At 64.0% G+C, this 22,958-nt stretch carries 22 protein-coding genes and 1 pseudogene; 13 read left to right on the forward strand and 10 right to left on the reverse strand.

Features of this window, described 5'->3' with window-relative positions; all coding sequences use genetic code 11:
- Positions 1-37 precede the first annotated feature (37 nt).
- On the reverse strand, positions 38-655 hold the full coding sequence (gene phaR, locus QMG80_RS16730) for a polyhydroxyalkanoate synthesis repressor PhaR (protein ID WP_085773449.1): 618 nt from the start codon (positions 653-655) through the stop codon (positions 38-40).
- Between the two features lie 253 nt (positions 656-908).
- On the opposite strand from phaR, the gene QMG80_RS16735 reads away from it, so the two are divergent.
- The 5 genes from QMG80_RS16735 to QMG80_RS16755 all read left to right on the forward strand — a co-directional run bounded on the left by QMG80_RS16735 (position 909) and on the right by QMG80_RS16755 (position 6,058).
- Entirely contained in the window at positions 909-2,084 is a 1,176-nt protein-coding gene (locus tag QMG80_RS16735; RefSeq protein WP_085770214.1) for an acetyl-CoA C-acetyltransferase, read from the forward strand.
- A gap of 91 nt (positions 2,085-2,175) precedes the next feature.
- The gene (gene phbB / locus QMG80_RS16740) at positions 2,176-2,901 is read left to right on the forward strand and encodes an acetoacetyl-CoA reductase (RefSeq protein WP_085770215.1); all 726 of its coding nucleotides are present in this window, start codon (positions 2,176-2,178) and stop codon (positions 2,899-2,901) included.
- Between the two features lie 23 nt (positions 2,902-2,924).
- Positions 2,925-3,365, forward strand: a complete 441-nt coding sequence (locus tag QMG80_RS16745; RefSeq protein ID WP_085770216.1) for a hypothetical protein — start codon at positions 2,925-2,927, stop codon at positions 3,363-3,365.
- Between the two features lie 12 nt (positions 3,366-3,377).
- Complete coding sequence (locus QMG80_RS16750) at positions 3,378-4,925, forward strand: pyridoxal phosphate-dependent decarboxylase family protein (protein ID WP_085770217.1); 1,548 nt, start codon at positions 3,378-3,380, stop codon at positions 4,923-4,925.
- An 8-nt stretch (positions 4,926-4,933) separates the two neighbouring features.
- Entirely contained in the window at positions 4,934-6,058 is a 1,125-nt protein-coding gene (locus tag QMG80_RS16755) for an acetyltransferase domain-containing protein (protein WP_085770218.1), read from the forward strand.
- A 152-nt stretch (positions 6,059-6,210) separates the two neighbouring features.
- On the opposite strand, the gene QMG80_RS16760 is transcribed toward QMG80_RS16755, so the two are convergent.
- Complete coding sequence (locus QMG80_RS16760; RefSeq protein ID WP_085770219.1) at positions 6,211-6,399, reverse strand: hypothetical protein; 189 nt, start codon at positions 6,397-6,399, stop codon at positions 6,211-6,213.
- A gap of 10 nt (positions 6,400-6,409) precedes the next feature.
- Positions 6,410-7,435, reverse strand: coding sequence for a GTPase family protein (locus tag QMG80_RS16765; protein ID WP_085770220.1), 1,026 nt, complete (start codon positions 7,433-7,435; stop codon positions 6,410-6,412).
- A gap of 276 nt (positions 7,436-7,711) precedes the next feature.
- On the opposite strand from QMG80_RS16765, the gene QMG80_RS16770 reads away from it, so the two are divergent.
- The 4 genes from QMG80_RS16770 to QMG80_RS16785 all read left to right on the forward strand — a co-directional run bounded on the left by QMG80_RS16770 (position 7,712) and on the right by QMG80_RS16785 (position 10,932).
- Positions 7,712-8,605, forward strand: coding sequence for a 50S ribosomal protein L11 methyltransferase (locus QMG80_RS16770; protein ID WP_085770221.1), 894 nt, complete (start codon positions 7,712-7,714; stop codon positions 8,603-8,605).
- Between the two features lie 18 nt (positions 8,606-8,623).
- Positions 8,624-9,418 carry a YdcF family protein gene (locus QMG80_RS16775; RefSeq protein ID WP_085770222.1) on the forward strand — a complete coding sequence of 265 codons (795 nt, stop codon included), beginning with the start codon at positions 8,624-8,626 and terminating at the stop codon, positions 9,416-9,418.
- 116 nt (positions 9,419-9,534) lie between these two features.
- A complete protein-coding gene (locus tag QMG80_RS16780; RefSeq protein ID WP_085770223.1) occupies positions 9,535-10,173 on the forward strand; it encodes a glutathione S-transferase family protein in 639 nt (212 codons plus the stop codon).
- Positions 10,174-10,182: 9 nt separating this feature from the next.
- Positions 10,183-10,932 (forward strand): Fic family protein, encoded by a 750-nt coding sequence (locus tag QMG80_RS16785; protein WP_085770224.1) that lies wholly within the window; start codon positions 10,183-10,185, stop codon positions 10,930-10,932.
- A 26-nt stretch (positions 10,933-10,958) separates the two neighbouring features.
- Here QMG80_RS16785 and QMG80_RS16790 read toward each other — a convergent pair whose 3' ends face one another.
- From QMG80_RS16790 to chpT, 7 genes and pseudogenes are all read right to left on the reverse strand, one after another.
- The gene (locus QMG80_RS16790) at positions 10,959-11,675 is read right to left on the reverse strand and encodes a DUF4336 domain-containing protein (protein ID WP_085770225.1); all 717 of its coding nucleotides are present in this window, start codon (positions 11,673-11,675) and stop codon (positions 10,959-10,961) included.
- Positions 11,676-11,792: 117 nt separating this feature from the next.
- Complete coding sequence (locus QMG80_RS16795) at positions 11,793-12,593, reverse strand: response regulator transcription factor (RefSeq protein WP_085770226.1); 801 nt, start codon at positions 12,591-12,593, stop codon at positions 11,793-11,795.
- A gap of 143 nt (positions 12,594-12,736) precedes the next feature.
- Positions 12,737-13,495: an ABC transporter ATP-binding protein gene (locus QMG80_RS16800; protein ID WP_085770227.1), complete on the reverse strand. Its 759-nt coding sequence runs from the start codon at positions 13,493-13,495 to the stop codon at positions 12,737-12,739.
- A gap of 192 nt (positions 13,496-13,687) precedes the next feature.
- Positions 13,688-13,753, reverse strand: a pseudogene (locus QMG80_RS21760) (aldehyde dehydrogenase family protein); the annotation flags it as partial.
- Complete coding sequence (gene lnt, locus QMG80_RS16805) at positions 13,754-15,391, reverse strand: apolipoprotein N-acyltransferase (protein ID WP_085770228.1); 1,638 nt, start codon at positions 15,389-15,391, stop codon at positions 13,754-13,756.
- 118 nt (positions 15,392-15,509) lie between these two features.
- Complete coding sequence (locus QMG80_RS16810) at positions 15,510-15,893, reverse strand: VanZ family protein (protein ID WP_085770229.1); 384 nt, start codon at positions 15,891-15,893, stop codon at positions 15,510-15,512.
- Between the two features lie 203 nt (positions 15,894-16,096).
- Positions 16,097-16,783: a histidine phosphotransferase ChpT gene (chpT, locus tag QMG80_RS16815; protein ID WP_085770230.1), complete on the reverse strand. Its 687-nt coding sequence runs from the start codon at positions 16,781-16,783 to the stop codon at positions 16,097-16,099.
- A 311-nt stretch (positions 16,784-17,094) separates the two neighbouring features.
- Here chpT and QMG80_RS16820 point away from each other — a divergent pair, with 311 nt between their 5' ends.
- The 4 genes from QMG80_RS16820 (at position 17,095) to tkt (ending at position 22,549) form a co-directional block, all read left to right on the forward strand.
- On the forward strand, positions 17,095-17,715 hold the full coding sequence (locus tag QMG80_RS16820; RefSeq protein WP_158658564.1) for a hypothetical protein: 621 nt from the start codon (positions 17,095-17,097) through the stop codon (positions 17,713-17,715).
- Between the two features lie 111 nt (positions 17,716-17,826).
- On the forward strand, positions 17,827-19,548 hold the full coding sequence (locus QMG80_RS16825; RefSeq protein WP_085770232.1) for an acyl-CoA dehydrogenase family protein: 1,722 nt from the start codon (positions 17,827-17,829) through the stop codon (positions 19,546-19,548).
- Positions 19,549-19,679: 131 nt separating this feature from the next.
- Positions 19,680-20,552, forward strand: a complete 873-nt coding sequence (locus QMG80_RS16830) for a phosphoribulokinase (RefSeq protein WP_085770233.1) — start codon at positions 19,680-19,682, stop codon at positions 20,550-20,552.
- Between the two features lie 14 nt (positions 20,553-20,566).
- Positions 20,567-22,549, forward strand: a complete 1,983-nt coding sequence (tkt, locus tag QMG80_RS16835; RefSeq protein ID WP_245300031.1) for a transketolase — start codon at positions 20,567-20,569, stop codon at positions 22,547-22,549.
- Positions 22,550-22,958: the final 409 nt, after the last annotated feature.

A 22,958-nucleotide genomic window follows, 5' to 3' on the forward strand; every position in this document is an offset into this window, starting at 1 on the left:
GCAGGCTGAGGCGCTTTCTCGCAGGGGCTGCGGCGCGCTAACTCGCCGAGCCGCTGAGCTTGTCCACCTTCTGGTTCAACTCCGCGAGCTGGCGTTTCAATTCGTCCACCTCGGTCAGCGACGTGGCAGCGGCCGACTCCTCGCCATCAGTGCGGAGGGGGGCGCCGCCCTCGATTGCGACGCCGAACGGATTGAGGATGCTGAGCGCCTGGCGAAACACCGCCATGTTCTTCCTCGTCTGCTCCTCCATCGCGGCGAAGGCCTGTCGGGTCGGCTCGCCAAAGGGGCCGGCGACGCCCAGCGCCGTATTGATCTGCTCGCGGAATTTCTGCTGATCGCGCGTGAACTTGTCGATCGAGAACTCGAGGTAGCTCGGCACCAGCATCTGCATGGAGTCGCCATAGAAGCGGATGAGCTGCCGCAAGAAGGAGATGGGCAGCAGGCTCTGCCCGTCCTTGGACTCCTGCTCGAAGATGATCTGCGCGAGGACGGAGCGCGTGATGTCCTCCCCAGTCTTGGCGTCGCTCACGACAAAGTCCTCGCCCCGCTTGACCATGGCGGCGAGGTCCTCGAGCGTGACGTAAGTGCTCGTGCCCGTGTCGTAGAGGCGGCGGTTTGCGTATTTCTTGATCGTGGTAGGCTTCTGCTCAGTCATGAGGCGCGCCAATGCTTCCGTCTAGGACGCCGCAGCCGCCCGCGCAGCGACGCAAAGACGCCGTCCCGGTTCAGGAGATACGCACAATTCGCGGCCTGCGGCAATATTTTCGTCGGCAACGGCTTTCGCTCCGGGCCAAACCATGCAAAACGACCGAGCGCGTCGCGCCTCATCCCGCGAGGCGCGAGGATGGCCCGATGGCTCCGCAGCCCGGGCCGGCCTCGCTAAGAGGCCAGTTTTCGAGGAGAGGATCATGACGACCGACATTGTGATCGTATCCGCGGCACGAACTGCCGTCGGGTCGTTCAACGGAGCCTTCGGCGGCGTTCCCGCCCATGAGCTCGGCGCCGCCGCCGTCAAGAGCGCGCTGGAGCGGGCCAAGGTCGCCCCGAGCGAGGTTTGCGAGGTGATCCTCGGCCAGGTGCTCGGTGCGGCGCAGGGACAAAATCCCGCCCGCCAAGCGGCGATCAAGGCCGGCGTGCCGGACAGCGCCACGGCCTTCGGCATCAATCAGGTCTGCGGTTCGGGTCTGCGCGCGGTGGCGCTCGCCGCCCAGCAGATCCAGGCGGGGGATGCGCAGATCGTCGTCGCTGGCGGACAGGAGAGCATGTCGCTCTCCACCCACGCCGCCCATATGCGCGCGGGCACGAAAATGGGTCCGGTGAGCTTCGCCGACACGATGATCATCGACGGCCTGACCGACGCCTTCAACAATTACCACATGGGCATCACCGCGGAGAACGTCGCGGCCAAGTGGCAGATCTCGCGCGCCGAGCAGGACGCCTTCGCGGTCGCCTCGCAAAACAAGGCCGAGGCGGCGCAGAAGGCCGGCAAGTTCAAGGACGAGATCCTGCCCTACACGATCTCGACCCGGAAGGGCGACGTCGTCGTCGACAGCGACGAATACGTGAAGCACGGGGTGACGCTCGAAAGCGTCTCGAAGCTGCGCCCCGCCTTCACGAAGGACGGCACGGTCACCGCGGCGAACGCCTCGGGCCTCAACGACGGCGCGGCCGCCCTCGTGGTGATGAGCGCGGCGGAGGCCAAGAAGCGTGGACTCGAGCCGCTGGCGCGCATCGCCGCCTGGGCGACCGCGGGCGTCGATCCCTCGATCATGGGCAGCGGGCCCATTCCGGCGACGCGCAAGGCGCTCGAGAAGGCGGGCTGGAAAGTCTCGGACCTCAATCTTGTCGAGGCTAACGAGGCTTTCGCGGCGCAGGCGATCGCGGTGAACAAGGACCTCGGCTGGGATCCCGCCATCGTCAACGTCAACGGCGGCGCGATCGCGATCGGCCATCCGATCGGCGCTTCGGGCGCTAGGATCCTGACGACGCTGCTCTATGAGCTCAAGCGCCGGGGCGGCGGCAAAGGTCTGGCGACGCTGTGCATCGGCGGCGGCATGGGCATCGCGCTGGCGGTGGAACGATAAGAAGCGAAGGGCGATGGGCGAGCAGCGAATTAAAGATTCCGGCTCGCCGCTCGCCGTCCAAGAAACTTATTCATAAGAGGGAGAACCCATAGTGAGCAGAACAGCGGTTGTGACCGGCGGCACGCGCGGCATCGGCGAGGCCATTTCCAAGGCGCTCAAGGCGGCGGGCTACAAGGTCGCCGCGACCTACGCCGGCAATGACGAGGCCGCGAAGAAGTTCAAGGAAGAGACCGGCATCGCCGTCTTCAAATTCGACGTCTCGAACTACGACGCCTGCGTGGCGGGGATCGCGGCGATCGAGAAGGAGCTCGGCCCCGTCGAAATCCTCGTCAACAACGCCGGCATCACCAAGGACGGGCTGTTCCACAAGATGACGCTGGAGCAATGGAACGCCGTCATCGGCACCAATCTCAACTCGCTCTTCAACGTCACGCGCCCGGTCATCAATGGCATGCGCGACCGCGGCTTCGGGCGCATCATCGTGATTTCCTCGATCAACGGCCAGAAGGGCCAGGCCGGACAAACCAACTATTCGGCCTCGAAGGCCGGAGACATCGGCTTCGTGAAAGCGCTGGCGCAGGAATCCGCATCGAAGGGCGTCACCGTCAACGCGATCGCGCCCGGCTATATCGCGACCGAGATGGTGAAGGCCGTGCCGCAGGAAATCCTCGACAAGAACATCATTCCGCATATTGCGGTGAAGCGCTTGGGCGAGCCCGAGGAAATCGCCCGCGCCGTGGTGTTCCTGGCCTCCGACGACGCCGGCTTCATCACCGGCTCGACGCTGACGATCAACGGCGGTCAATATATGACCTAAGGCCGAGCCGGAAGGGTTCGAGGATGCTCGGCGCAAAAAACCTGCTGGCGATTCTGGCGCTGACCATGGCGCTGGCGGTCATATTCTTCTCCGGGCGCTACTATGCGAGCTTGCGTCCGGAGAAGGAGGATCTCGGCGAGATCTCGCTCGCGCTGGAGCGCGAGGCCGAGGAGCTCAACGCCACCCTGCCCGAGATGGTCAGCGAGAATGTGCGGCTCGACAAGGCGACGACCGGGCCGGGCAACGCCCTCACTTATTTCTATACGATCGTCGACGAAAGCGAAGCCAATGCGATCGCCTCCGACATCAGAAGGACGGACAAGCTCAGAAAGCAACTGCTCGAGCGCGTCTGCACGATGATGCCGGAGTATCGGGAGCGCGGCACGATCGTCGGCTATACGTTGAGGAACCCGGCAGGCTCGACGATTGCAGAAATCTCGGTCAATCCGCGAGACTGCTCGTAGGGCGGGCGCTTCGTGACGAAGACCCCGCCAAAGCAGCAGGGCGCCGCCCGCAACCTCGATCCGCAGGATTGGGACGCGTTCCGGGACGAGGCGCATCGCGCGCTCGATGCGATCATCGACAATATTCGCGGGCTTCGCGATGGGCCGGTGTGGCGCCCTGCGAGCTCGGAAGCGCGCGCTTTTTTCCGTCGCGAGGCGCCGCGGGAAGGGCAAGCGCTCACCCGCACGCTTCAAGAGTTCGAGCGCTACGTCGCGCCCTTCTCGATGGGCAACCGACATCCGATGTTCATGGGCTGGGTTCAGGGCGCGGGGAGCCCGACCGGCATGGTCGCCGAAATGCTCGCGGCCGGGCTCAACGCCAATTGTGGCGGCCGCAACCACATCGGGCTCGACGTCGAGCGCCAAATTGCCCGATGGATGGCGCGCGCCTTCGGCTTTCCCGAGGACGCCTCGGGGATTTTCGTCACCGGCGCGTCCATGGCCAATTTCCTCGCGCTTCTCGTCGCCCGCCATCACGCGACGCAGCAATTGAACGTGCGGCTCAATGGGCTTGGCGCGCTGAAGACCACGCTCGTCGCTTACGCATCACGCGACGTGCATAATTGCGTGCGCCAGGCGATGGAGCTATCGGGCCTCGGCGCGCGGCATATGCGGCTGATCGCCTCGGACGAACGCCGGGCCATGCGCGTCGGGGATCTCGCCCATGCGATCGCCGCCGATCGCGCGGCCGGCTTGCAGCCGTTTCTCATCGTCGGCTCGGCCGGGACCGTGGACACGGGCGCGATCGACGACCTCGACGCGCTCGCCGATCTGGCGCGCGAGGAAGACGTGTGGTTCCACGTCGACGGCGCCTTCGGCGCGCTCGCCGCGCTGTCGGAGAAGCTCAGGCCCCTGCTCAAAGGCTTGGAGCGCGCCGACAGCATCGCCTTCGATTTCCACAAATGGCTGCATGTCCCTTATGACGCCGGCTTCGTGCTGGTGCGCGATCCACAGGCGCATCTGGACGCCTTCAAATCGGATGCGGCCTATTTGACGCGCGCGCCGCGCGGACTCGCAGCCGGCGAAATCTGGCCCTGCGATCTCGGTCCCGATCTCTCGCGAGGATTCCGAGCGCTCAAGACCTGGTTCGCGATCCAAACCTTCGGCGTGGACTTGCTTGGAGAGTGCATAGAGCGCACCTGCCGCCTGGCGAAAAAGCTCGAGGGGATGATCGAAGCCTCCGCAGATTTTTCGATGCGCGCGCCGGTCACGCTCAACATCGTCTGCTTCGGCGTTACGCAGGATCCCGAGGGCGCGCTCGCTTCCGAGATCGTCATGGCGCTGCACGAGAGCGGCGAAGCGGCGCCGTCGCTCACGATCTTCGACGGGACGCCTGCGATCCGCGCCGCCATTGTCAACCACCGCACGACGGAGGAAGACATCGACCGCTTCATGGGACTGCTCAACGGCGAGCTCGCGCGGGCGCGCCAGAGGCTCGCCGCCGCTGACGCCAAAGCGCGCGCGCCGCAGCCCCGCGAGGCTCCGCGAGGACCTGGGCGCACGCCGCTTTCACAAGATTGAACAGCGGCATGCAGCAGCCCGCTGGCGCGGAGAAGCGCGAGCCCGGTCCGGATCGCCTGCGCGGCCTCGTCATCGTGCTCATGGCGCTCGATCATGCGCGCTTTTTCTTCCATGAGGACGCGCTACGCTTCAGTGCGACCGATCTGACGCAAACCTATCCGGCGCTGTTCTTCACCCGCTTCGTCACGCATTTTTGCGCGCCGACCTTCGCGCTGCTCGCGGGGCTCGGCGCCTTTCTGCATTACGCCAAGAACCGCGATCAGGCGCGCACGGCGAAATTCCTGCTCACGCGCGGCTTGTGGCTCGTCTTTCTGGACGTGGCGCTCATCAGCCCGATCTTCTCGCAGGAGATCGGCAAATTCGCGCTCGGCACGCTCTGGGCAATCGGCTGCGGTCTCGTCGGGCTGAGCGCGCTTTGCTTCCTCGGGTCGCGCGCCGTGCTCGCGATCGGCTGCCTGATTCTCGCTTCTCACGATCTCTTCGACAGCGTGCACGCCGCCTCTCTCGGCGCCTTCGGCCCCTATTGGAGCCTCCTGCACGAGCCAGGCCCTTTGCCGCTGGGGATCGCGGGCCGCGTCGCCTACCCCATCCTACCGTGGATCGGCGTCGTCGCGCTCGGCTATGGGCTCGGTCCGCTTTTCCTCGAAGACGGCGCCAAGCGCGCGCGCATCCTCACGGCGGCCGGCCTCGCGGCGGTGTTCGCGTTCATTCTGTTGCGTGGCGTCAATCTCTACGGCGACCCCAAGCCCTGGAGCGTCCAGCCGCAGACAACGATGACGGCGCTCTCCTTTCTGAACGTCAGCAAATATCCGCCTTCGCTGCTTTATGCGCTCGTCACGCTCGGCCCCGCGTTGATTCTTCTGCCGCAGATGGAAAAGCTCGGCGGCGCGGCGGGGAGAATTCTCGCCGATTTCGGAAGAGCGCCGCTCTTCTTCTATGTGACGCATCTCTATCTGGGCGTGGCGGCCGCGCTCATCTTCGCGCAGCTCGCCAAGACGCCGGAGGCCTATCGTCTCGGCCTGCCTTGGGTCTATGTCGCCTGGCTCGCGTTGGTTGCGGTGCTCTACCCGCCCTGCCGCTGGTTCGCCAATCTCAAACGCCGCAGCAGCGCCTGGTGGCTGAGCTATTTGTGAGAGTGGCCGTTTCGAATGTCGGGCTCTTGCCTGGAGAGCAGAGCTTTCCATCGCTCAAGTGAAGCTGCGGAGGGCGCCAGGCTCCGGAGCCGAAAAAGCCGGCTCGTTTTTCTTGCCTCCTAAGCGGGCTCCGATTGGAGCCTCCAATAAACCTAGAGAAGCTTCTTCAACGAATCGAGAATATCGCTCGTTAAACCCATTGCGCGACCCACGGCCTTCTCGATCAACGCAGCAACAACCTCCCACGTTCCTTTTTCTATAGCCTCGCCAAGCTCGCTAGCAAACCTCTCATCGCTATCGATGGCCTCGTTTACAAATGCTTTTAGCTCGGCTTCATTCATGGGTAGCTCCTCAATCAATCGCTTCAACATCAAAGATAACTTGATTTGTTCCTCGATCGAAGAAAACAGGCAGCCCTAGCCCTTTTACCTTCGCCCAGGCAAGATTACTGCCAGCCTTCTGGATTGACCGTCCAAATCTTAACATCGACGCTCCTTCGGAGTTTTGAGCGAGCTTCACCTTGACTGCGTTGAGGTTGAATGCGTATTTTGCAGAACAGCATACAGCTTTAGATTGTTCGTATATTCTAGAAAGCTCATCTCTCGCCGATGGATTCGCAACTATCAATTCTGCGTAGCGCGTCTCATCAAAGCCGCCCTTATGGCACAGGAAAGCTTTAGAATTGCTCATCCAAAAATCATTTGGAAGCTTCATCAATGCATCTGGATTTGAAGTTATGAATGTCCTGCGCACGATGTCGGCTTGGTGGGCGCCGAACAAGCCATCATAGAAATATACGGCCTTTCTACCGAGGGCAATCGCCGTTTCTTTGCTCGTTGCTATTGTTACATTTTCTCCATTTTTTGCAAAAATCCATGGCGAATTTGATACAGCGTCAGCTTTGGTAATCACCACGGACAAACGGCTCAGGAATTTCTCCTTCTCCTCTGCGCCAATTCTGCTTATGATCGTTTCAAGAGCCGTGCAGTCGTAAGTAATTGTACGTGTATCCGCTTGAAACGCCCAAAGGACCACGTCGCATGTTGTGGCGTAATGAGCATATAGATCGAGATAGGCCTGATCAGCGCCCACAGACTCGCCTATTCCGGGCAAATCCCAGAAAATGACCGGGTTCCCCGCGGAGTCATGACCCCTATGAGCCTGAGGCTCCTTTGTGCAGGGTTTGACGTCATCCACGTCAAAATTGGTGCCAAAAATGGCGTTTATTAGGGAGGTTTTTCCAGACCCCGTTTGACCAAATATCGCAGCAGTAAGTGGTCTCTTTCGCTCCTTAGCAATCAGTTTTTTCACCGAGAGTAAATCGGAGCCAATTTTTTGTTCGATTTTCCGCAAGAGATCAAGAAGTCCGTCTTTCATGGTTCAGACCTTTGCGTTTGACGTCTAGGTGGCGCTAGCCAGCCGCGGGCTCTTCGAATCGGGCGAGCATTTTCGCCTACTATACCTTTATCGGCAAGATCGAATCAGACAAGCGCCCCGCTTCAGCAGGCCGAAGGGCGCCATCGTGAAGGCCCATTATGGCGCATTCGTGCCCGTCGCGACGCGCGCGGATGAGGAACAGCGGACAGGCAGACCGAAGCTCAGCCATCTGCGATGCAGCTGTCGAATCGCCCTTCGCTGTGCTAACCACCCGTCATGCTTGAAGGTCTGCCGCCCAATGGGGCAAGCACGCTGCTGCGCTTTATCAGTGACGCGTCGCGAGCGCGCGCCGTCGCCGATTTCATCGTCGAGACATTCGACCCTGCCGAGACCGCGGCCTGCGTCTTCGAGGACGAGAAGACGGGCTTATGGACCGCCGAGGTGTTTTTCCAGGAGCCGCCCGACGAGGGCGAGCTGCGCGCGCTCATCGAATCCGTCTTCGACGCCGAGACTGCAGGGGCTGTCGCCTTCGCCGCAATCGAGGAGCGCGACTGGGTCGAGAACGCGCTCGCGGGCCTGAAGCCCGTGCGCGCAGGGCGGATTCTCGTCCACGGCGCGCATGATCGCGCGCGCCTCTCCGCCAATGACGTCGGCGTCGAGATCGAAGCGGCGCTCGCCTTCGGCACCGGCCATCACGGCACGACGCTCGGCTGTCTTCTCGCGCTGGAGGAAGTTCTCAAGCGCCGTCGTCCCCGCCGGGCGCTCGACGTCGGCACGGGAACGGGCGTGCTGGCCATCGCCGGCGCGAAGCTGTTGCACCAAGCTGTCGCCTGCGGCGACATTGACGCGGTCTCGGTCGCGACCGCCCGCGCCAATGCGCTCGCCAATGGCGTCGGCCCCTATGTGCGACCGTTGCTCGCCACCGGCGTGCGGCACGAGGCGCTGCGGGGGCGGCGCTTCGATCTGATCTTCGCCAATATCCTGGCCAAGCCGCTGCGCCTGCTGGCGCCGAGCCTCACGCGCGTCGCGGCGCCGAACGCCGAGCTCATCCTGTCGGGGCTCCTTGCGCGCGACGTTCCGGGCGTCCTCACCGCCTATCGCGCACAGGGCTTTCGGCTGCTGCGACGCCGCGACATCGATGGCTGGGCGACCCTGCTCCTCTGTCGGTGAGGCAAAATTGGAGGCCGCATGTTCTTCGTCGCTTCAAAGGTTCTGGAATTCTTTTTCGCGCCCTCGCATTTTGTCGTCTTCTGCGTGCTTGTCGGCGCGGTGCTCGCCTTCACGCGCTTTCGGCGTTTCGGCGCTTGGCTCAGTCTCATATCCGCGCTCTTACTGGTTTTGATGGGCTTCGGGCCGCTCGGATCTTTTCTGGTCGGCCCGCTCGAAGCGCGCTTTCCCGAGCTTGGAGACGACATGGAGGCGCCGGACGGGATCATCGTCCTCGGCGGCTCCGTCGACGAAGAGCTTTCCGCCGAGCGCAGGCATGTGGTCTTCACGGAGGCCGCGCAACGCCTGACCGCGCCGATCGAATTGAAACGGCGCTTTCCGAAGGCGCGCCTCGTCTTCACAGGCGGCAGCGGTCTGCTCGCGAGCTCTGGCGCGACGGAGGCCGACGCGGTGCGACGCTTCTGGCGCGCCATCGGGCTCGATCAGGACGACGTGATCTATGAGGATCGCTCGCGCAACACATTCGAGAATGCGGAGTTCACCAAGGCGCTCGTTCAGCCGAAGCCCGGCGAGCGCTGGTTGCTCGTGTCTTCCGCGAGCCACATGCCGCGCTCCATGGGAATCTTCCGAAAGGCGGGCTTTCCGGTGATCGCTTTTCCAGTCGATTTCCACACGACGGGCAATGTCTGGCGCCCGCGCATTCCGCACTCGACCTCGCGCGGCATGGGTCTCACCGACATGGCGGCGCATGAGTGGATCGGCCTCGTCATCTCCCGTCTGACGGGAAAAAGCGACGCCTTGCTGCCCGGATCATGAGCGCAACCGCAGAGTCTGCGCTCTGCTCCAAGCCGACTTGTGACGGGCAAGCATAGAAACGCGAAGGCCAGCGCATATCTCCTATCGCCATCGGCGCGAAACCGACGGAGACCGAAATGGGCGACCTCATCCTCACCACCTTCGACTGGGTCCCCGAGGCGCCGCGCGGCTTCGTGCGCGACATTCGCGTGCGTTGGGCGCTGGAAGAGGCTGGACTGCCCTATCGCATTAAGAGCACGCCATTTTACGATCGGGGCGACGATCATTTCGCGCACCAGCCCTTTGGGCAAGTCCCCTGGCTGACCGACGGAGACCTTTCGATCTTCGAGAGCGGCGCAATTCTGCTTCATCTCGGCGATCGCAGCGGCGCGTTGATGCCGGTCGATACCGTCAAGCGCAGCGAGGCCGTTCAATGGCTGTTCGCGGCGCTCAATTCGGTCGAGATGGCGAGCCTGCCTTGGGCCATACTGAAATTCTCGGACGGCGCCGGCGATACGCCGGCATGGAAATTTCTGGACGACTTCCTCAAGCTTAGGCTCCAACGGCTGGAGCCGGTCTTGGCGGGACGCGAATGGCTCGCAGGGACCTTCTCCATCGCAGACATCGCCATGACGGACGCGTTGCGTCTCGTCGATCGGTTCGACGGGCTCGCGCAATATCCCGCCTGTCGCGATTATGTTGCGCGCGCCGCGAGCCGCCCGTCCTTCGTGAGAGCGCATGCGGATCAGATGGCGCATTTTGCTGCGGGGGACTAAATTGCCGCCATGCTCGCAACGCTTCTCGCCAGCATTGCAGAAAAGAAGGCGCGGCTCGACCGCTTGCGTCCGTTGAGGCCGCAAGCGCTTGCCGGTCTTCAAAAGCACTATGACGTGCAGCTCACATACACGTCGAACGCCATCGAGGGGAATACGCTCACGCTGCGCGAAACGGCGGAGGTCATTGAGCATGGCCTCACGGTCGGCGGCAAACCGTTACGCGATCATCTCGAAGCGGTCGATCATTACGAAGCCTTGTTGTGGATGCGCGCGCTGGCGGCGACCGAAAATCCCGTCGATGAAAACACCGTCTGCGAATTGCATCGGCGCATCGTCGCTCGCAGCCAACCCGACATCGCCGGAATCTACAGTCGCAATCCGCGCCGTATCGCTGGCTCGCCCGTCGTCTTTCCAAACCCCGCTAAGATCCCCGAGCTCATGGAGCAATTCGGGGCATGGCTGAAAACCCCGCCGCCTGAGCCGGCCTCGGCCTTTGAAGCCCATTTCCGACTTGCGGCGATTCACCCCTTCGCAGACGGCAATGGGAGAACGTCGCGCCTCTTGATGAATTTGCTGTTGATTCGTGGGGGCTACCCACCCGTCGCCGTGCGTCCGGAAGACCGCAAGGCATATCTTGATAGTCTTGAACGGGCGTCTCTGGCCAACGATCTCCTCCCGTACAAAACGCTCTTGCACCAGCGACTGGAGGCGACCTTGGAAGAGTATTTGGGCGCGTTGCGGGAAGCGCTACCGGAATAGACTCTTTCGCTCCACCGGGGGCAAGTTCAGCTCAGCCACGCGAAGGCGCGGCGCACGAAAGCTTTGGCGTCGTGCTCTCGCGGGGCGCCGTGAGCGATAAGGACGCGCTCGATTTTCCATGCGAGAATGCGCGAGAGCGCGGCGCGGGCAGCTTTGCGATCTAGGAAGCTCAATCGCCACTCCCTTGGCGCGCCTGGATTTGGCTCGACAACGCCGTCGAGCCGGGCGACGACGGCTCTCCATCCCTTCACGGAGTCGCGCGGCAGATTCTCGATGAGATCGGCAAAAATCGCGGTGCGGCTCGCATGATGGAAGAACACCGCCTCGCTCATGATCACGCTGCCCTTGAATAGGACTTGGTCGATGTCCTCAGCCCATCCTGGGTCCGGCGCATCGTCGAGGTCGGCGTCGAAGACGAGGTCCTTTCGGCGCCGCCGAAGGCCAGGCGATGCGAGGAGCTTCGCCTCTGGAAAAGCCGCTTTCCACTCGCCAAGGAAGAGATGATGAAGCTTGTTTGGCGAAACGAGGAACTTCGGGGGCCCCAAGGCTTCGACTTCGGCCCTCAGCTCAGCTGTCAGCGCGACCGGCGACCAGACGAAGAGTCCCCCGTCGCCAAGGCGTATGAGAGCCATGCGGGTCGGGTAAGGGAAGGAGAAGAAAGACACGCTCGGGCCGTCGGCGGTCCAGATTTCTGGCCCGAAAGCGCAAAGTCGCGTCTTGGGCCCCGGAGCGGACTCCTCCATTGACGCCTTCTTTAACCGAACGGCCTTAGCGGCCCGACGACGGAAGATTACATTGTCAATCTGCGCTCGAAACGCCACTGGCCAATGCGGCCTCGGCGAGCCCGTGGCGCGTCTCCCCTACTCGATCCGCCCCTGCGTCCTGCGGCTCCGCCCTATCGGCCCATCGACGCCGCGTCCGCCGGCGCCCTGTCCCCCAGGCCAAGCGCCATGCTTCATCTCCAAGAAGAGCGCGATCGCCTGCGCGCGGTTCTTCACGTCGAGCTTCTCGAAGAGATTGCGAAGGTGGAATTTGATGGTGTTGATCGAGACCCCAAAATCCTTGGCGAGTTGACTGTTCGTCTGGCCGGAGCCAAGCGCGGAGAGCAAGCTCCTCTCGCGCAACGTGAGATTCTCGAGAGGATCGGCGCGCATCTTGCGGATGTCGACGAAAGGGAAAACCATGTCGCCCGACGCGACCGCGGCGAGAACATCGAGCAGGCGCTCGGGCGGCGCGCGCTTGCTGACGAAACCCGCGCCGCCAAGCTGCAGCGTCTCCGCCGGAGCGGCGGGATCGTTCGTGCCGCTGTAGATCACGATCTTGGGCGCCGCGGCTTGGCGCGACAACGTGCGCAGCACGTCGCGCGCATGCAGGGTCGGCAGTTGCCAGCCAATCACCGCCACTGAGAAGCGTGGGTGCCGCGCCGCCTCCAGGAACTCCTCGCCGTCCATGACTTTGAGCACCAGCCGAAAGCGACGGTCGTCATTGATGAGCGCCTCGAGTCCGGCGAGGATGAGCGGGCTCTTGTCGCAAACGGCGACGGCGATCGGCTCAAGAGCGTCCGAACGCGTTCTGTCGCCGCCGCTTTGTCCCCGCGCCGCCGCAGGCGCAGCCTGGTCCGGGCTCGCGGCCGTTATCCCAGTCGTCTGGGTGGGCGTCATTCCGCTCCTGTCTCCAAAATCCTGTGAATTTCGGCCGATCGGCAAGCCAAGCGCCTTCAAAGCCCCTGCCCAAAGATACGGGAGCGACACCATACATGGCGGCGGCGCGATTGCAACTTCGAAACCTCGAGGCCCGGAGACGCTCAAAGCTGCGGCTGCCCCATCGCGCGCAGCAGCGCAGCCGAGGCGCGCCGCGCATGAGCGGAAAATTCCGCGCCGAGACGAAATTCCGCGTCGCGCGGCGCCGTGGGATCGATCACGATCTCGCCGATGACACGCCCGCCGCCAGACGAAAGCACCACGACGCGCGTCGAGAGATAGACGCTCTCGGCGACAGAATGGGTGACAAAAACGATGGTCGTATGGGTTCGTCTCTTGAGCTCGATCAATTCGTCGTTGAGGTTGAAGCGGGTGACCTCGTCCAGCGCGGCGAAGGGTTCGTCCATCAAGAGCAGCTTGGGCCGCGTGACGAGGGCGCGTGCGATGGCGCAGCGCATCTTCATGCCGCCGGAAAGCTCACGCGGGAATGCGTCGCGCGCGGACTCGAGTCGCACCATCGCAAGCGCGTCCAGCACGCGGGGCTCAGCCTCTCTCCGATCCACGCCGGCGAGACGAAGGGGCAGATAGACATTGGCGAAGACATTGGCCCAGGGTAGCAACGTCGCATCCTGAAAGACGAAACCAATGCCCTGACGCGCCTCCTCGCTCGACCAGGAAATCTCGCCATGCGTCGGCGACGCGACGCCGGCGATGAGCCGCAGCGCTGTGGACTTGCCACAGCCCGAAGGACCGAGGAGCGTCAGCGTCTCGCCGGGAAAAACGTCGAGATCCAAAGCGTCGAGCACGACTGCGCCATTGTCGAAAGTTTTTGAGACGGCGCGCAGCGAAACGAGCGGCGTCATCGACGAACCAGCGCGAGGCGCAGGCGCGCGTGTTGAGCGCCGTCATGGCCGAGTTCGTGGCGGCGGTCCACGCCGGCCCGCTGCAGCATTCGTTGAAGAGCGCCCAAAATCCCAGGCCTCCAGTCCTCTCGCCGCACCGCTCTTGGCGAAGCCCAGAACCCAAAACGAGCAAAGGAGCGGCCAAGCTTCGCTCCCGCCAAGGCACACATATTTGATTTCGAGATAGTCGTCGACGCCGTAACGCGAGCCTTCGCGGCCTCAGCTCCGCAGGCGCCCATAGAGCGCGCCGCAAAGCAGCACGGCCCAGAGCGCAGGGAAGACGAAGGAGCCGTATCGCGCGAAGAAGGTTGGCGACGCCGGTTCCGGCAGCGCGCCGTCGATGACGCCTTCGACGCCGAGCGGCAGGCTTTGCAGGATGCGGCCGTAAGGGTCGACGATGGCCGAGACGCCGGTGTTGGCGACGCGCACGAGCGGCAGCCCCTCTTCGACGGCCCGCAGGCGCGCCTGGGCGAAATGCTGATAGGGTCCGCTCGTTTTTCCGAACCAGCCGTCATTGGTGACGTTGAGCATCCACTCCGGCCGCGGGGGCCGCCCGTCGACGGCCTCGCCTGAAAAAATCGCCTCGTAGCAGATCAAGGGCGCCACCGGCGGAAGGCCGGGAATGGACAGCCGTCGCGGTCCCGTCCCCACATCCCAGATTCCCGGCACGAGATGATTGACGCCGAAGGGCCGTAGAAGCCCCTCGAGCGGCAGATACTCGCCGAAGGGAACGAGGTGCATCTTGTCATAGGCGGAGACGAGACGCTCGCCCTCGAGCACGTCGATCGCGTTAAAGAGCTTCGTGTGGCCAGCCGCTTCCTCGGCGCGCGCTGCGCCCGTGATCAGCACACTGCCCTGCAGCCTGCGGGCGATTTCGGCCAGCGCCCTGGGCTTGCGAGTCACGACGAAGGGAAAGGCCGATTCTGGCCAGAAGACATGGGTCGCATCACCGACGCCGCCATGCGCCGGCCCCGCTTGGCGATCCGAGAGCGCAAGATAGCCTGCGAGAATGGCCTCGCCGTTCTCGGGACGGAATTTGGCGTCCTGCGGCAGATTGGGTTGCACGACACGCAGGGCGGTCCCGGGAACGAAGCTTGTCGCATGCGCCCGCAGACGCATGGCGCCGCCGAACGCCATCAGCGCAAGCGCCATGACCGCGACGCCGACGAGCGGCTGCAATCTCCAGTTCTTGCCCTCGCCAGGATCTTCGATCAGCGTCGCCGGCGCGGCAAAGATCACGATCGCCACGAGGTCGAGGCCATGCAGACCGAAGAGCGAAGCAGACTGGGCGAGCGGCAGCGCTCCGGCCAGCGCCATGCCGATATCGTTCCAGGGAAAGCCGGTGAGGACGTGCCCCCGCAGCCATTCGGCGCCGCCGAGCCCCGCGGCGAGCGCAAGCACGCGCAGCGCGCCTGGCGACCAGAGCAGACGGGCGAAGGCGAAGCCTGCCGCCGGGAAGAGCGCCAGCGCGGCCGGCATGCCCAGGATCGCGAGCGGCAAGGCCCAGGCGAACTGATCGGGCTCCACCAGCATCGCGGTCCCGAGCCACCAGAGCCCGGCCAGAAAATAACCGAAGCCCCACCACCAGCCGACGCCCGCCGCAGCGCGGATGGGCGCCATTCTGGCGGCAAGGCCTGCGTCGGCGGGAGAGTCTGCGCAGCCGTCCAGAAGCCAAACGGCCAGGATCAGCGAGGCCGCCATCGCCGGTGCGAAGCCCAAGGGCTCGAGCGCCAGGGCGCCGCTGGCGCCTGCGAGAAAGGCGAGACTCCGACGGGACCAGCCCTCGGCGAGAATGACCCGATGCGGCCAGGAAAGAAGCTTAGGCGCCGGACGCAATCTCTCGAGCGTTTCGTTCATCAGGGATTGTCTCGCCGAATCAGCACGGCGACTCTATAGCCTTTTCGCTGGCGCAGGTCCGGACGCCGCTCCTTCCTCCCTCAGGAGGCCCAGAGGCCCTCCGGACAATGAACCGGGGTCAACTCCCTTCTCCGCGCGACAGGCCCCATCGTAACAGGGCCGCGGCCATGAAGCCGAACGTCAGCCCCAGCGTGCTGGTCAGAGCGTCCAGAATGCTGGGCGAGCGCCCCGGAATGAAATTCTGCAGGATTTCGAACACGCCGCTCGCAATCGCCAAGCCGATCCAAAACAAGGCGCGATCTCGGGGACCGGAATAGCCGAACCAGAAGAGGAAGCCCGTCCCTGCATAGGCCATGGCGTGCTCGAAGCGACCCGACAATCCCGTATGAGGCCGCTCGTCGCCGGGAAGGAGCGAAAGCACCGTGATCGTCAACACGCATAGCCACGCGAGCGCGCGGACAAATCGCAGGACGGGGCCGGAGAAGATCTGCTCGAAAAGCACACGCGCTCCTTTGCCTCTTCGTCGGGGTCGACAGGCTGCCGCGCAATACAGAATTTTGGACGCCGCCGGCGCTTTCCTGAACAACAGGCGCCGAGATCACGCTTCGTTCAGGCGGAGTGCCTGAACGCAGAAAACGTGATCGATTCTAAGAGTTTAGAGCGCGATTTGTACGAAAAACCGGTTCCACTCTTTTGCGTCGCGCTCTAGGCGACCGCGCTTTCCGGCGCGCGCGCTTCGTCCGAGACGGGAACGCGCTTCGGCTTCGCCTCGATGACGATCGCGTCGCCGCCGGTGGGCGCAATCTCGAGCCCGCAGGCCTCTGCGACAAGGCCGGCGTAATAGGCTTGAATCGCGCGCGCATCGAGCGTGGCCTCGTCGGACTCGCCGGCGAGCAGCCTCGCGACCTCGGGCGCGAGACGGGCGTTTGGCCCTTTCGCCTCGACGCGGAAGGAAATCTCGTCGCCTTCGCCCTCGCCGGAAATGGTCAGCGCGCCGCCACGCGGGATCGCCATGTCGGCGATGAGGCAGAGATTGAGCAGGAGCTTCACCTTGTTCTTCGCCATCAGCACGCGCGGCAGCTTCCACTCCATGCGCGTGCGCTCGTCGGCGAAGAGCTGGCGCGCGACATGCTCGGCGTCGCCCGTGTCGATCGACGCCCCCTTCGAGCCGGCGGCGCCGAAGGCCAAACGGCAGAATTGTAGCCTCGCCGAGGCCTCCGCCGCGCTGGACTTGATCAAATCGAGCGCGTGGCCGCGCATCTCCGCGTCCTTCTCGTCCTCGAGCACCTCGAGGCCGTTGATGATCGCGCCCACGGGCGAGATCACGTCGTGGCACACGCGCGAAGACAAAAGCGCCGCGAGGTCGAGGGCGTCCAGCGAGAAAGTCGGCATGAGGTCTTCCCTAGCATCGGTCAGATTTCAGCGTCCTTGAGCGAGGCGAAGCCTTCTTTGAGCAGAGGCGGAGCCGACGCGCCGGAGGAGCGGGGTGCATTCCCTTACGCGAATCACCGTAAGCGACCGGTTAAAGGCTAGTCCTGGCGGAGGGGCTTTTCAAACGCCAATGCTCTCGGCCCGAGGGTCGACCGAGGGTCGCTCGAGGCCCAACGGAATAGCCGTTCCCCGCGGCTTCAGGCGCTTACCGGAGCACAACATTCATGCTCATATGCGAGGATCGTCAGACGACGAGCGAATCGAGAGCGAGCATGCCAGAATCTCCAATTCTCAGAGTCTATGAACCGCTTCACCCAAATTTGATTTTTGGCGCCGGTTTGCTCGCGGGCTCTCTGCTGGCGACTTTCATCGGGCTGCGGAACGGCGCGCTTCACTTCCTCCTGCTGGATATATGCCTATTTTTCTGGGCCTTTTCCCACTTGCGCAGGGCGCTGAACGCTTATCGCAACCGCAGCATTCTGGATGTCTACGAAACTGGATTCGCCTGTCCGGAACGCTTTGACGGAACGATCGCCTGGCGCGATGTGGAGGCCTATGTTGCGACGCCCGGAGAGAGTCTCTATTTGCGGTTGCGCCCGGAAGCGGCGGATCGCTTGCAATGGCGCGGGTTGGAAGCTTTCGCCCGAAGCTCGCCCGCTTGCCGGCGAGCGCCAATTTCCTTTTTCACTTACTATGGTTCTGAACGCCTTCTCGAAGCCAAGAGGCTCATAGAGGCGCGCATCAAGGCCGACCAGCCTTGGACGCGCGTCCAAAACGGCCGATCCATCGGCTTCGCGGAGAGATCTTTCGCAACCGTGCTTCATATCTGGCCGGAGCTCATCATTTTCATCCCGGCCGTCTTGTGGGTGTTCGCGACAGCCTCACAAAGCTGAAAACGATTCCTATCAACCGCCGAAGTCGCGCTAAGTGCAGGCGGGGACGCTGGGCGCGTCGGTCGTAGTCGAACGCCCCTCAGCCGTCGCATCGGAGAACTCTGAAAAACCATGACGACCTACCGCGCCCCCCTCGACGACATCCTCTTCGCCGCTCGTTTGGCGGCCGGGGCCTCCGCATTCGAGGCGGGCGGGATTTTGGCGGATCTCGGCGACGGCCTTCTGGAGGCCACCTTGAACGAGGCCGCAAAATTCGCCGAAGAGCGGTTGGCGAGCTGCTATCGCGACGGCGATCGGATCGGCGCGATCTTCGCCGACGGCGCCGTCACCACCCCGCCGGGCTGGAAAGAGGCCTATGCGGAGTGGGTCAAGGGCGGCTGGAACGCCTTAAAGGCCGACCCCGCCTATGGGGGGCTCGGACTTCCGCGTCTTCTCAACGCCGCCTGCACAGAGATCTGGCAAGGAGCCAATGCCGCTTTCGCGATCTGCCCGCTCTTGAGCCAGAGCGCGATGGAGGCGCTGGAGCGGGCGGCGAGCGAGGAGCTCAAGAAGACCTACCTTGCAAAAATGGTTCGCGGCGAATGGGGCGCGACAATGAATTTGACGGAGCCGCAAGCGGGCTCCGATCTCGCGCTCACGCGCGTCAAGGCCCGACCTCAGGCCGACGGCTCCTATCGCCTGTTTGGGCAGAAGATCTTCATCACCTATGGCGAGCATGATTTGACCGAGAACATCGTGCATCTCGTGCTCGCCAGGCTACCGGACGCGCCGCCGGGCACACAGGGCATCTCGCTTTTCCTGGCGCCGAAATTCATCGCGGATTCGCAGGGGCGCTTCACGCGCCGCAACGATCTGCGCTGCGCGGGGATCGAGCACAAGCTCGGCATTCGCGGGTCGCCAACCTGCACGATGGCCTACGGCGACGGCGACGGCGCGGTCGCCTATCTCGTCGGCGAGGAGAACAAGGGTCTCGCGACGATGTTCGCGATGATGAACGACGCGCGGCTGGCGGTGGGCCTGCAGGGCGTCGGCATTGCAGAGCGCGCGACCCAGCAGGCGCTCGCCTATGCGCGCGAGCGTCTGCAGGGTCGAACGCCCGAAAGCGACGCGCCGGCGCCGATCCTTGCCCATCCCGACGTGAAGCGCATGGCGCTGACGATGACGGCGCAGACGCATGCGGCGAGAGCCATCTGCTACGAGACGGCCGCCTCGCTTGACCGCGCCCGGCGCCAGCGCGATCCGGCGCGCGCCAGCGAGGCGCAGCGCCGCGCCGATCTTCTGACGCCCGTCGCCAAGGCTTTTTCCACGGACATCGGCCATGAGGTCGCCTCGCTCGGCGTGCAGATTTTCGGGGGGATCGGCTACATCGAGGAAACGGGGGCCGCGCAAGTCATGCGGGACGCGCGCATCGCCCCGATCTACGAGGGCACGAACGGAATACAGGCGATCGATCTCGTCACGCGCAAGCTGCAACGCACGGGCTCCGCGCTCGCGCGCGAGATCGAGGATATGCGCGCCATCGCCGCAGAGGCGAGGTTCGATGGCGCGAGCGCGCTCGTCGACGCGGTCGCCGATTTCGAGCGCACGAGTCGCTTCATGCTGAAGGCCGCCCCGGCGCTCGCCCTGGCTGGAGCGACGCCGTACCTGCGGCTCTTTGCGCTGGCGCGCGGCGGAACATTGCTCGCGAAGGGCGCGGCGCAGGGCGAGGCCCGACGCATCGCCATCGCCCGCTTCTTTGCGAGGAACCTCGCTGTCGCCAGCTCCGGGCTCGCCCGCGAGGCGATGGAGGGAGGAGCGGCGGTCATCGAAGCAGAGGCCGCCCTGCACGCGTGATTTCTCTTGAGCTGCGCGCTTGCGCCCCAAGGCGCCGGCGTGCGACAAGCCGCGGGGCGATCGGAGCCCTCAGCGGCAAGGATCGCTCGCGCCCCGTCCCCTGACGCCGCAAGCTGAATTGCGCCCGAGCCATGTCCGCGAAGCACCCCATCATCTCGATCACCGGCTCGTCAGGGGCCGGCACGAGCTCGGTCAAGGCGACCTTCGAGCAGATCTTTCGCCGCGAGCGCATCGAGGTCGCCTATGTCGAGGGCGACAGCTTCCATCGCTACGATCGCGAAGAGATGAAGCAGACGATGCAGGACGCGCAGGCCCGGGGCAATCACAATTTCAGCCATTTCGGGCCGGGGGCCAATCTCCTGGGCGACCTCGAGCGTCTGTTCCGCGAATATGGCGAAACAGGCTCGGGGCAATATCGCCACTACGCCCATGACGAAAACGAAGCGGCGGTCTATGGAGTCGAGCCCGGAAAATTCACGCCCTGGCGCGAGCTGCCGCCCAACACCGATATTCTCTTCTACGAAGGGCTGCACGGCGCCGTCGTGACCGACGAGGTGAATGTGGCGCGCTACGCGGATTTGAAGATCGGCGTCGTCCCCGTCATCAATCTGGAGTGGACACAGAAGCTGCTGCGCGACCGGGATTCGCGCGGCTACACGACAGAAGCCGTGACCGAGACGATCCTGCGCCGCATGCACGATTATGTGCATTACATCTGCCCGCAGTTCTCGGAAACGGACCTCAACTTTCAGCGCGCAGCGACGGTGGACACCTCCAATCCCTTTGTGGCGCGCTCGATTCCGACGCCCGACGAGTCGATCGTCGTGATCCGCTTTCGCAATCCGCGCGGCGTGGACTTTCCCTATCTCGTGACGATGATCGCCGGCAGCTGGATGTCGCGCGCCAATTCCATCGTCATTCCCGGCAATAAGCTCGACCTCGCGATGCAACTCATTCTGACGCCTCGCATCCTCACACTCGTGAAGCGCCAGAAGGGCGCGTGATGAAGGAAGTTTCCATGCTCGATGTGCCCGCCTCTTGCACGAGGGAGGACGCCAATGCGATCCGCGCTCTCGCCATGGACGCCGTGGACAGGGCCAAATCCGGCCATCCCGGCATGCCCATGGGCATGGCCGACGTCGCCAGCGTGCTGTTTCGCTCCTTCCTGAAATTCGACGCCGCCGATCCGCATTGGCCCAACCGCGACCGCTTCGTGCTTTCGGCCGGCCATGGCTCGATGCTGCTCTATGCGCTCGGCTATCTCGTCGGCTATCCGGGCCTCGAGATCGAGGACTTGAAGAACTTCCGCCAGCTCGGCTCCAAGACGGCGGGACATCCGGAGTATGGGCACGCGCCCGGCGTCGAGACGACGACCGGCCCGCTGGGCCAAGGTCTCGCCACCGCCGTCGGCATGGCCATCGGCGAGCGTCTCGCCAACGCCCGCTTCGGCGACGCGATCGTCGATCACTTCACTTATGTCATCGCCGGCGACGGCTGCCTGATGGAAGGGATCAGCCACGAGGCGATCGATCTCGCAGGCCATCTGCGGCTCGGCAAGCTCGTCTTGCTCTGGGACGACAATCACATCTCCATCGACGGACCCACGAGTCTTGCGACCTCGACCGATCAAGCCTTGCGGTTCGAGGCGAGCGGCTGGCATGTGCAGAAGATCGACGGTCACGATTTTTCGCAGATCGCCGCGGCGCTCAGGGCCGCGAAAGAGGACCCGCGTCCCTCGATGATCGCCTGCCGCACGGTCATCGGCTATGGCGCGCCCAACAAGCAGGGCAAGGAGAGCGTCCACGGCTCGCCTTTAGGCGCGGAGGAGAACGCCCTCGCGCGCAAGGCGCTCGGCTGGGAGCATCCGCCCTTCGAAATGCCCCAATCCATTCTCGCGGGCTGGCGTCTCGCTGGCTCCCGCGGCGCGCCGGTGCGGGCCGCTTGGATCGAGACTCTCGCGGCCTCCGGCAAGAGCCAAGAGTTCGCGCGCTTCCTTGAGGCCGACGTCGCAGAGGCCATCGCCGCGCCGCTGAAAGCGCTGCGCGAGACCGCCGCGCAAGAGAAGCCGAAGCTCGCGACGCGCAAATCCTCCGAGAATGCGCTGGGCGTCATCAACGCCGCAACAACGGCTACGATCGGCGGCTCGGCCGATCTCACGCATTCCGTGTTCACGCTGACGAAGGGGCTCGGCGTCGTCGCGCCGGAAAATTTCTCAGGCCGCTACATCCATTACGGCGTGCGCGAGTTCGAGATGGCCGCGGCGATGAACGGCCTCGCGCTTTATGGCGGCTTCATTCCATACGGCGGCACCTTCCTCGTCTTCTCGGATTATGCGCGCGGCGCGATCAGGCTTTCGGCGCTGATGGGGCTGCGCGTCATCTATGTGCTGACGCATGATTCCATCGGCCTCGGCGAGGACGGGCCGACGCACCAGCCCGTCGAGCATCTCGCAAGCCTGCGCGCCATGCCCAATCTCAACGTGTTCCGCCCGGCCGATGCGATCGAGACGGCGGAGTGCTGGGAGCTCGCGCTCAACGCGAGATCGACGCCTTCCGTGCTGAGCCTTTCGCGCCAGAACCTGCCGACCCTCGAGCGGCCCGTTTCCGAGAACCTTTCCGCACGCGGAGGCTATGTGCTGCAGGAAGCCGAGGGCGCACGCGATGTGACGCTCATCGCGACGGGCTCGGAAGTTTCAATGGCGCTTGAAGCCGCAAAGCTTCTCGCCGCTAAAGGCAAGCGTGCGGCGGTCGTCTCCATGCCGAGCTTCGAGCTTTTCGCAGCCCAGGACGCCGCCTATCGCGCCCTGGTGCTTGGGACTGCGCCGCGCGTCGGCGTCGAGGCTGCCGTTCGCTTCGGCTGGGACCGCTGGCTCGGCGAGCGCTCCGCCTTCATCGGCATGACAGGCTTCGGCGCGAGCGCTCCCGCCGACGCGCTCTATGCGCATTTCGGGATCACGCCCGAAGCGGTGGCGAAAGCGGCGCTGGGGGTGATCGGAAAGTAACGAGGTCCTCGATAAGGGTACGCTGGCTCCACTTTATCGCGTCTGCATTTTTGGAGTCGGGGCGCGCCAGGCTTCGCCGCCCCTGGCGGCGCCTTCCCATTGATTGCATGAAGGCGACTATGCGCTGGCTCGATACGAACTCAAGGATGCGCCAGAGGCGCAGCGCCTGCGGCGGCGGCCTGAAGCGCCGTCCTTGACTTCGTATCGAGCCAGCGCGACGCTCCGCCATGTAATCCAATGACAATTCATCAAGCTTGGCGGATCATTCCAGCGCCTGCCGGAACCGTCATTGCGAGCGAAGCGACGCAATCCAGAAGTGGAGCGGGCATTCGTCCTGGTTTCACGCTCGAGCGATCGAATGAAGCGACTCTGATCCGAGCCCTCATCCTGAGGAGCGCCCACAGGGCGC

It is taken from the genome of Methylocystis bryophila (assembly GCF_027925445.1).
GTDB classification, from domain to species: Bacteria; Pseudomonadota; Alphaproteobacteria; order Rhizobiales; family Beijerinckiaceae; genus Methylocystis; species Methylocystis bryophila.

What these genes read in the sequence shown, in the direction of transcription:
- lnt (WP_085770228.1), bottom strand. Translation starts at nt 15,391, where the DNA reads ATGAACGAAACGCTCGAGAGATTGCGTCCGGCGCCTAAGCTTCTTTCC.
- QMG80_RS16780 (WP_085770223.1), top strand. Translation starts at nt 9,535, where the DNA reads ATGGGCGACCTCATCCTCACCACCTTCGACTGGGTCCCCGAGGCGCCG.
- QMG80_RS16770 (WP_085770221.1), top strand. Translation starts at nt 7,712, where the DNA reads ATGCTTGAAGGTCTGCCGCCCAATGGGGCAAGCACGCTGCTGCGCTTT.
- QMG80_RS16785 (WP_085770224.1), top strand. Translation starts at nt 10,183, where the DNA reads ATGCTCGCAACGCTTCTCGCCAGCATTGCAGAAAAGAAGGCGCGGCTC.
- QMG80_RS16825 (WP_085770232.1), top strand. Translation starts at nt 17,827, where the DNA reads ATGACGACCTACCGCGCCCCCCTCGACGACATCCTCTTCGCCGCTCGT.
- QMG80_RS16765 (WP_085770220.1), bottom strand. Translation starts at nt 7,435, where the DNA reads ATGAAAGACGGACTTCTTGATCTCTTGCGGAAAATCGAACAAAAAATT.
- QMG80_RS16795 (WP_085770226.1), bottom strand. Translation starts at nt 12,593, where the DNA reads ATGACGCCCACCCAGACGACTGGGATAACGGCCGCGAGCCCGGACCAG.
- phaR (WP_085773449.1), bottom strand. Translation starts at nt 655, where the DNA reads ATGACTGAGCAGAAGCCTACCACGATCAAGAAATACGCAAACCGCCGC.
- QMG80_RS16760 (WP_085770219.1), bottom strand. Translation starts at nt 6,399, where the DNA reads ATGAATGAAGCCGAGCTAAAAGCATTTGTAAACGAGGCCATCGATAGC.
- QMG80_RS16775 (WP_085770222.1), top strand. Translation starts at nt 8,624, where the DNA reads ATGTTCTTCGTCGCTTCAAAGGTTCTGGAATTCTTTTTCGCGCCCTCG.
- QMG80_RS16790 (WP_085770225.1), bottom strand. Translation starts at nt 11,675, where the DNA reads ATGGAGGAGTCCGCTCCGGGGCCCAAGACGCGACTTTGCGCTTTCGGG.
- QMG80_RS16820 (WP_158658564.1), top strand. Translation starts at nt 17,095, where the DNA reads ATGCCAGAATCTCCAATTCTCAGAGTCTATGAACCGCTTCACCCAAAT.
- tkt (WP_245300031.1), top strand. Translation starts at nt 20,567, where the DNA reads ATGCTCGATGTGCCCGCCTCTTGCACGAGGGAGGACGCCAATGCGATC.
- QMG80_RS16800 (WP_085770227.1), bottom strand. Translation starts at nt 13,495, where the DNA reads ATGACGCCGCTCGTTTCGCTGCGCGCCGTCTCAAAAACTTTCGACAAT.
- chpT (WP_085770230.1), bottom strand. Translation starts at nt 16,783, where the DNA reads ATGCCGACTTTCTCGCTGGACGCCCTCGACCTCGCGGCGCTTTTGTCT.
- QMG80_RS16830 (WP_085770233.1), top strand. Translation starts at nt 19,680, where the DNA reads ATGTCCGCGAAGCACCCCATCATCTCGATCACCGGCTCGTCAGGGGCC.
- QMG80_RS16755 (WP_085770218.1), top strand. Translation starts at nt 4,934, where the DNA reads ATGCAGCAGCCCGCTGGCGCGGAGAAGCGCGAGCCCGGTCCGGATCGC.
- QMG80_RS16745 (WP_085770216.1), top strand. Translation starts at nt 2,925, where the DNA reads ATGCTCGGCGCAAAAAACCTGCTGGCGATTCTGGCGCTGACCATGGCG.
- QMG80_RS16735 (WP_085770214.1), top strand. Translation starts at nt 909, where the DNA reads ATGACGACCGACATTGTGATCGTATCCGCGGCACGAACTGCCGTCGGG.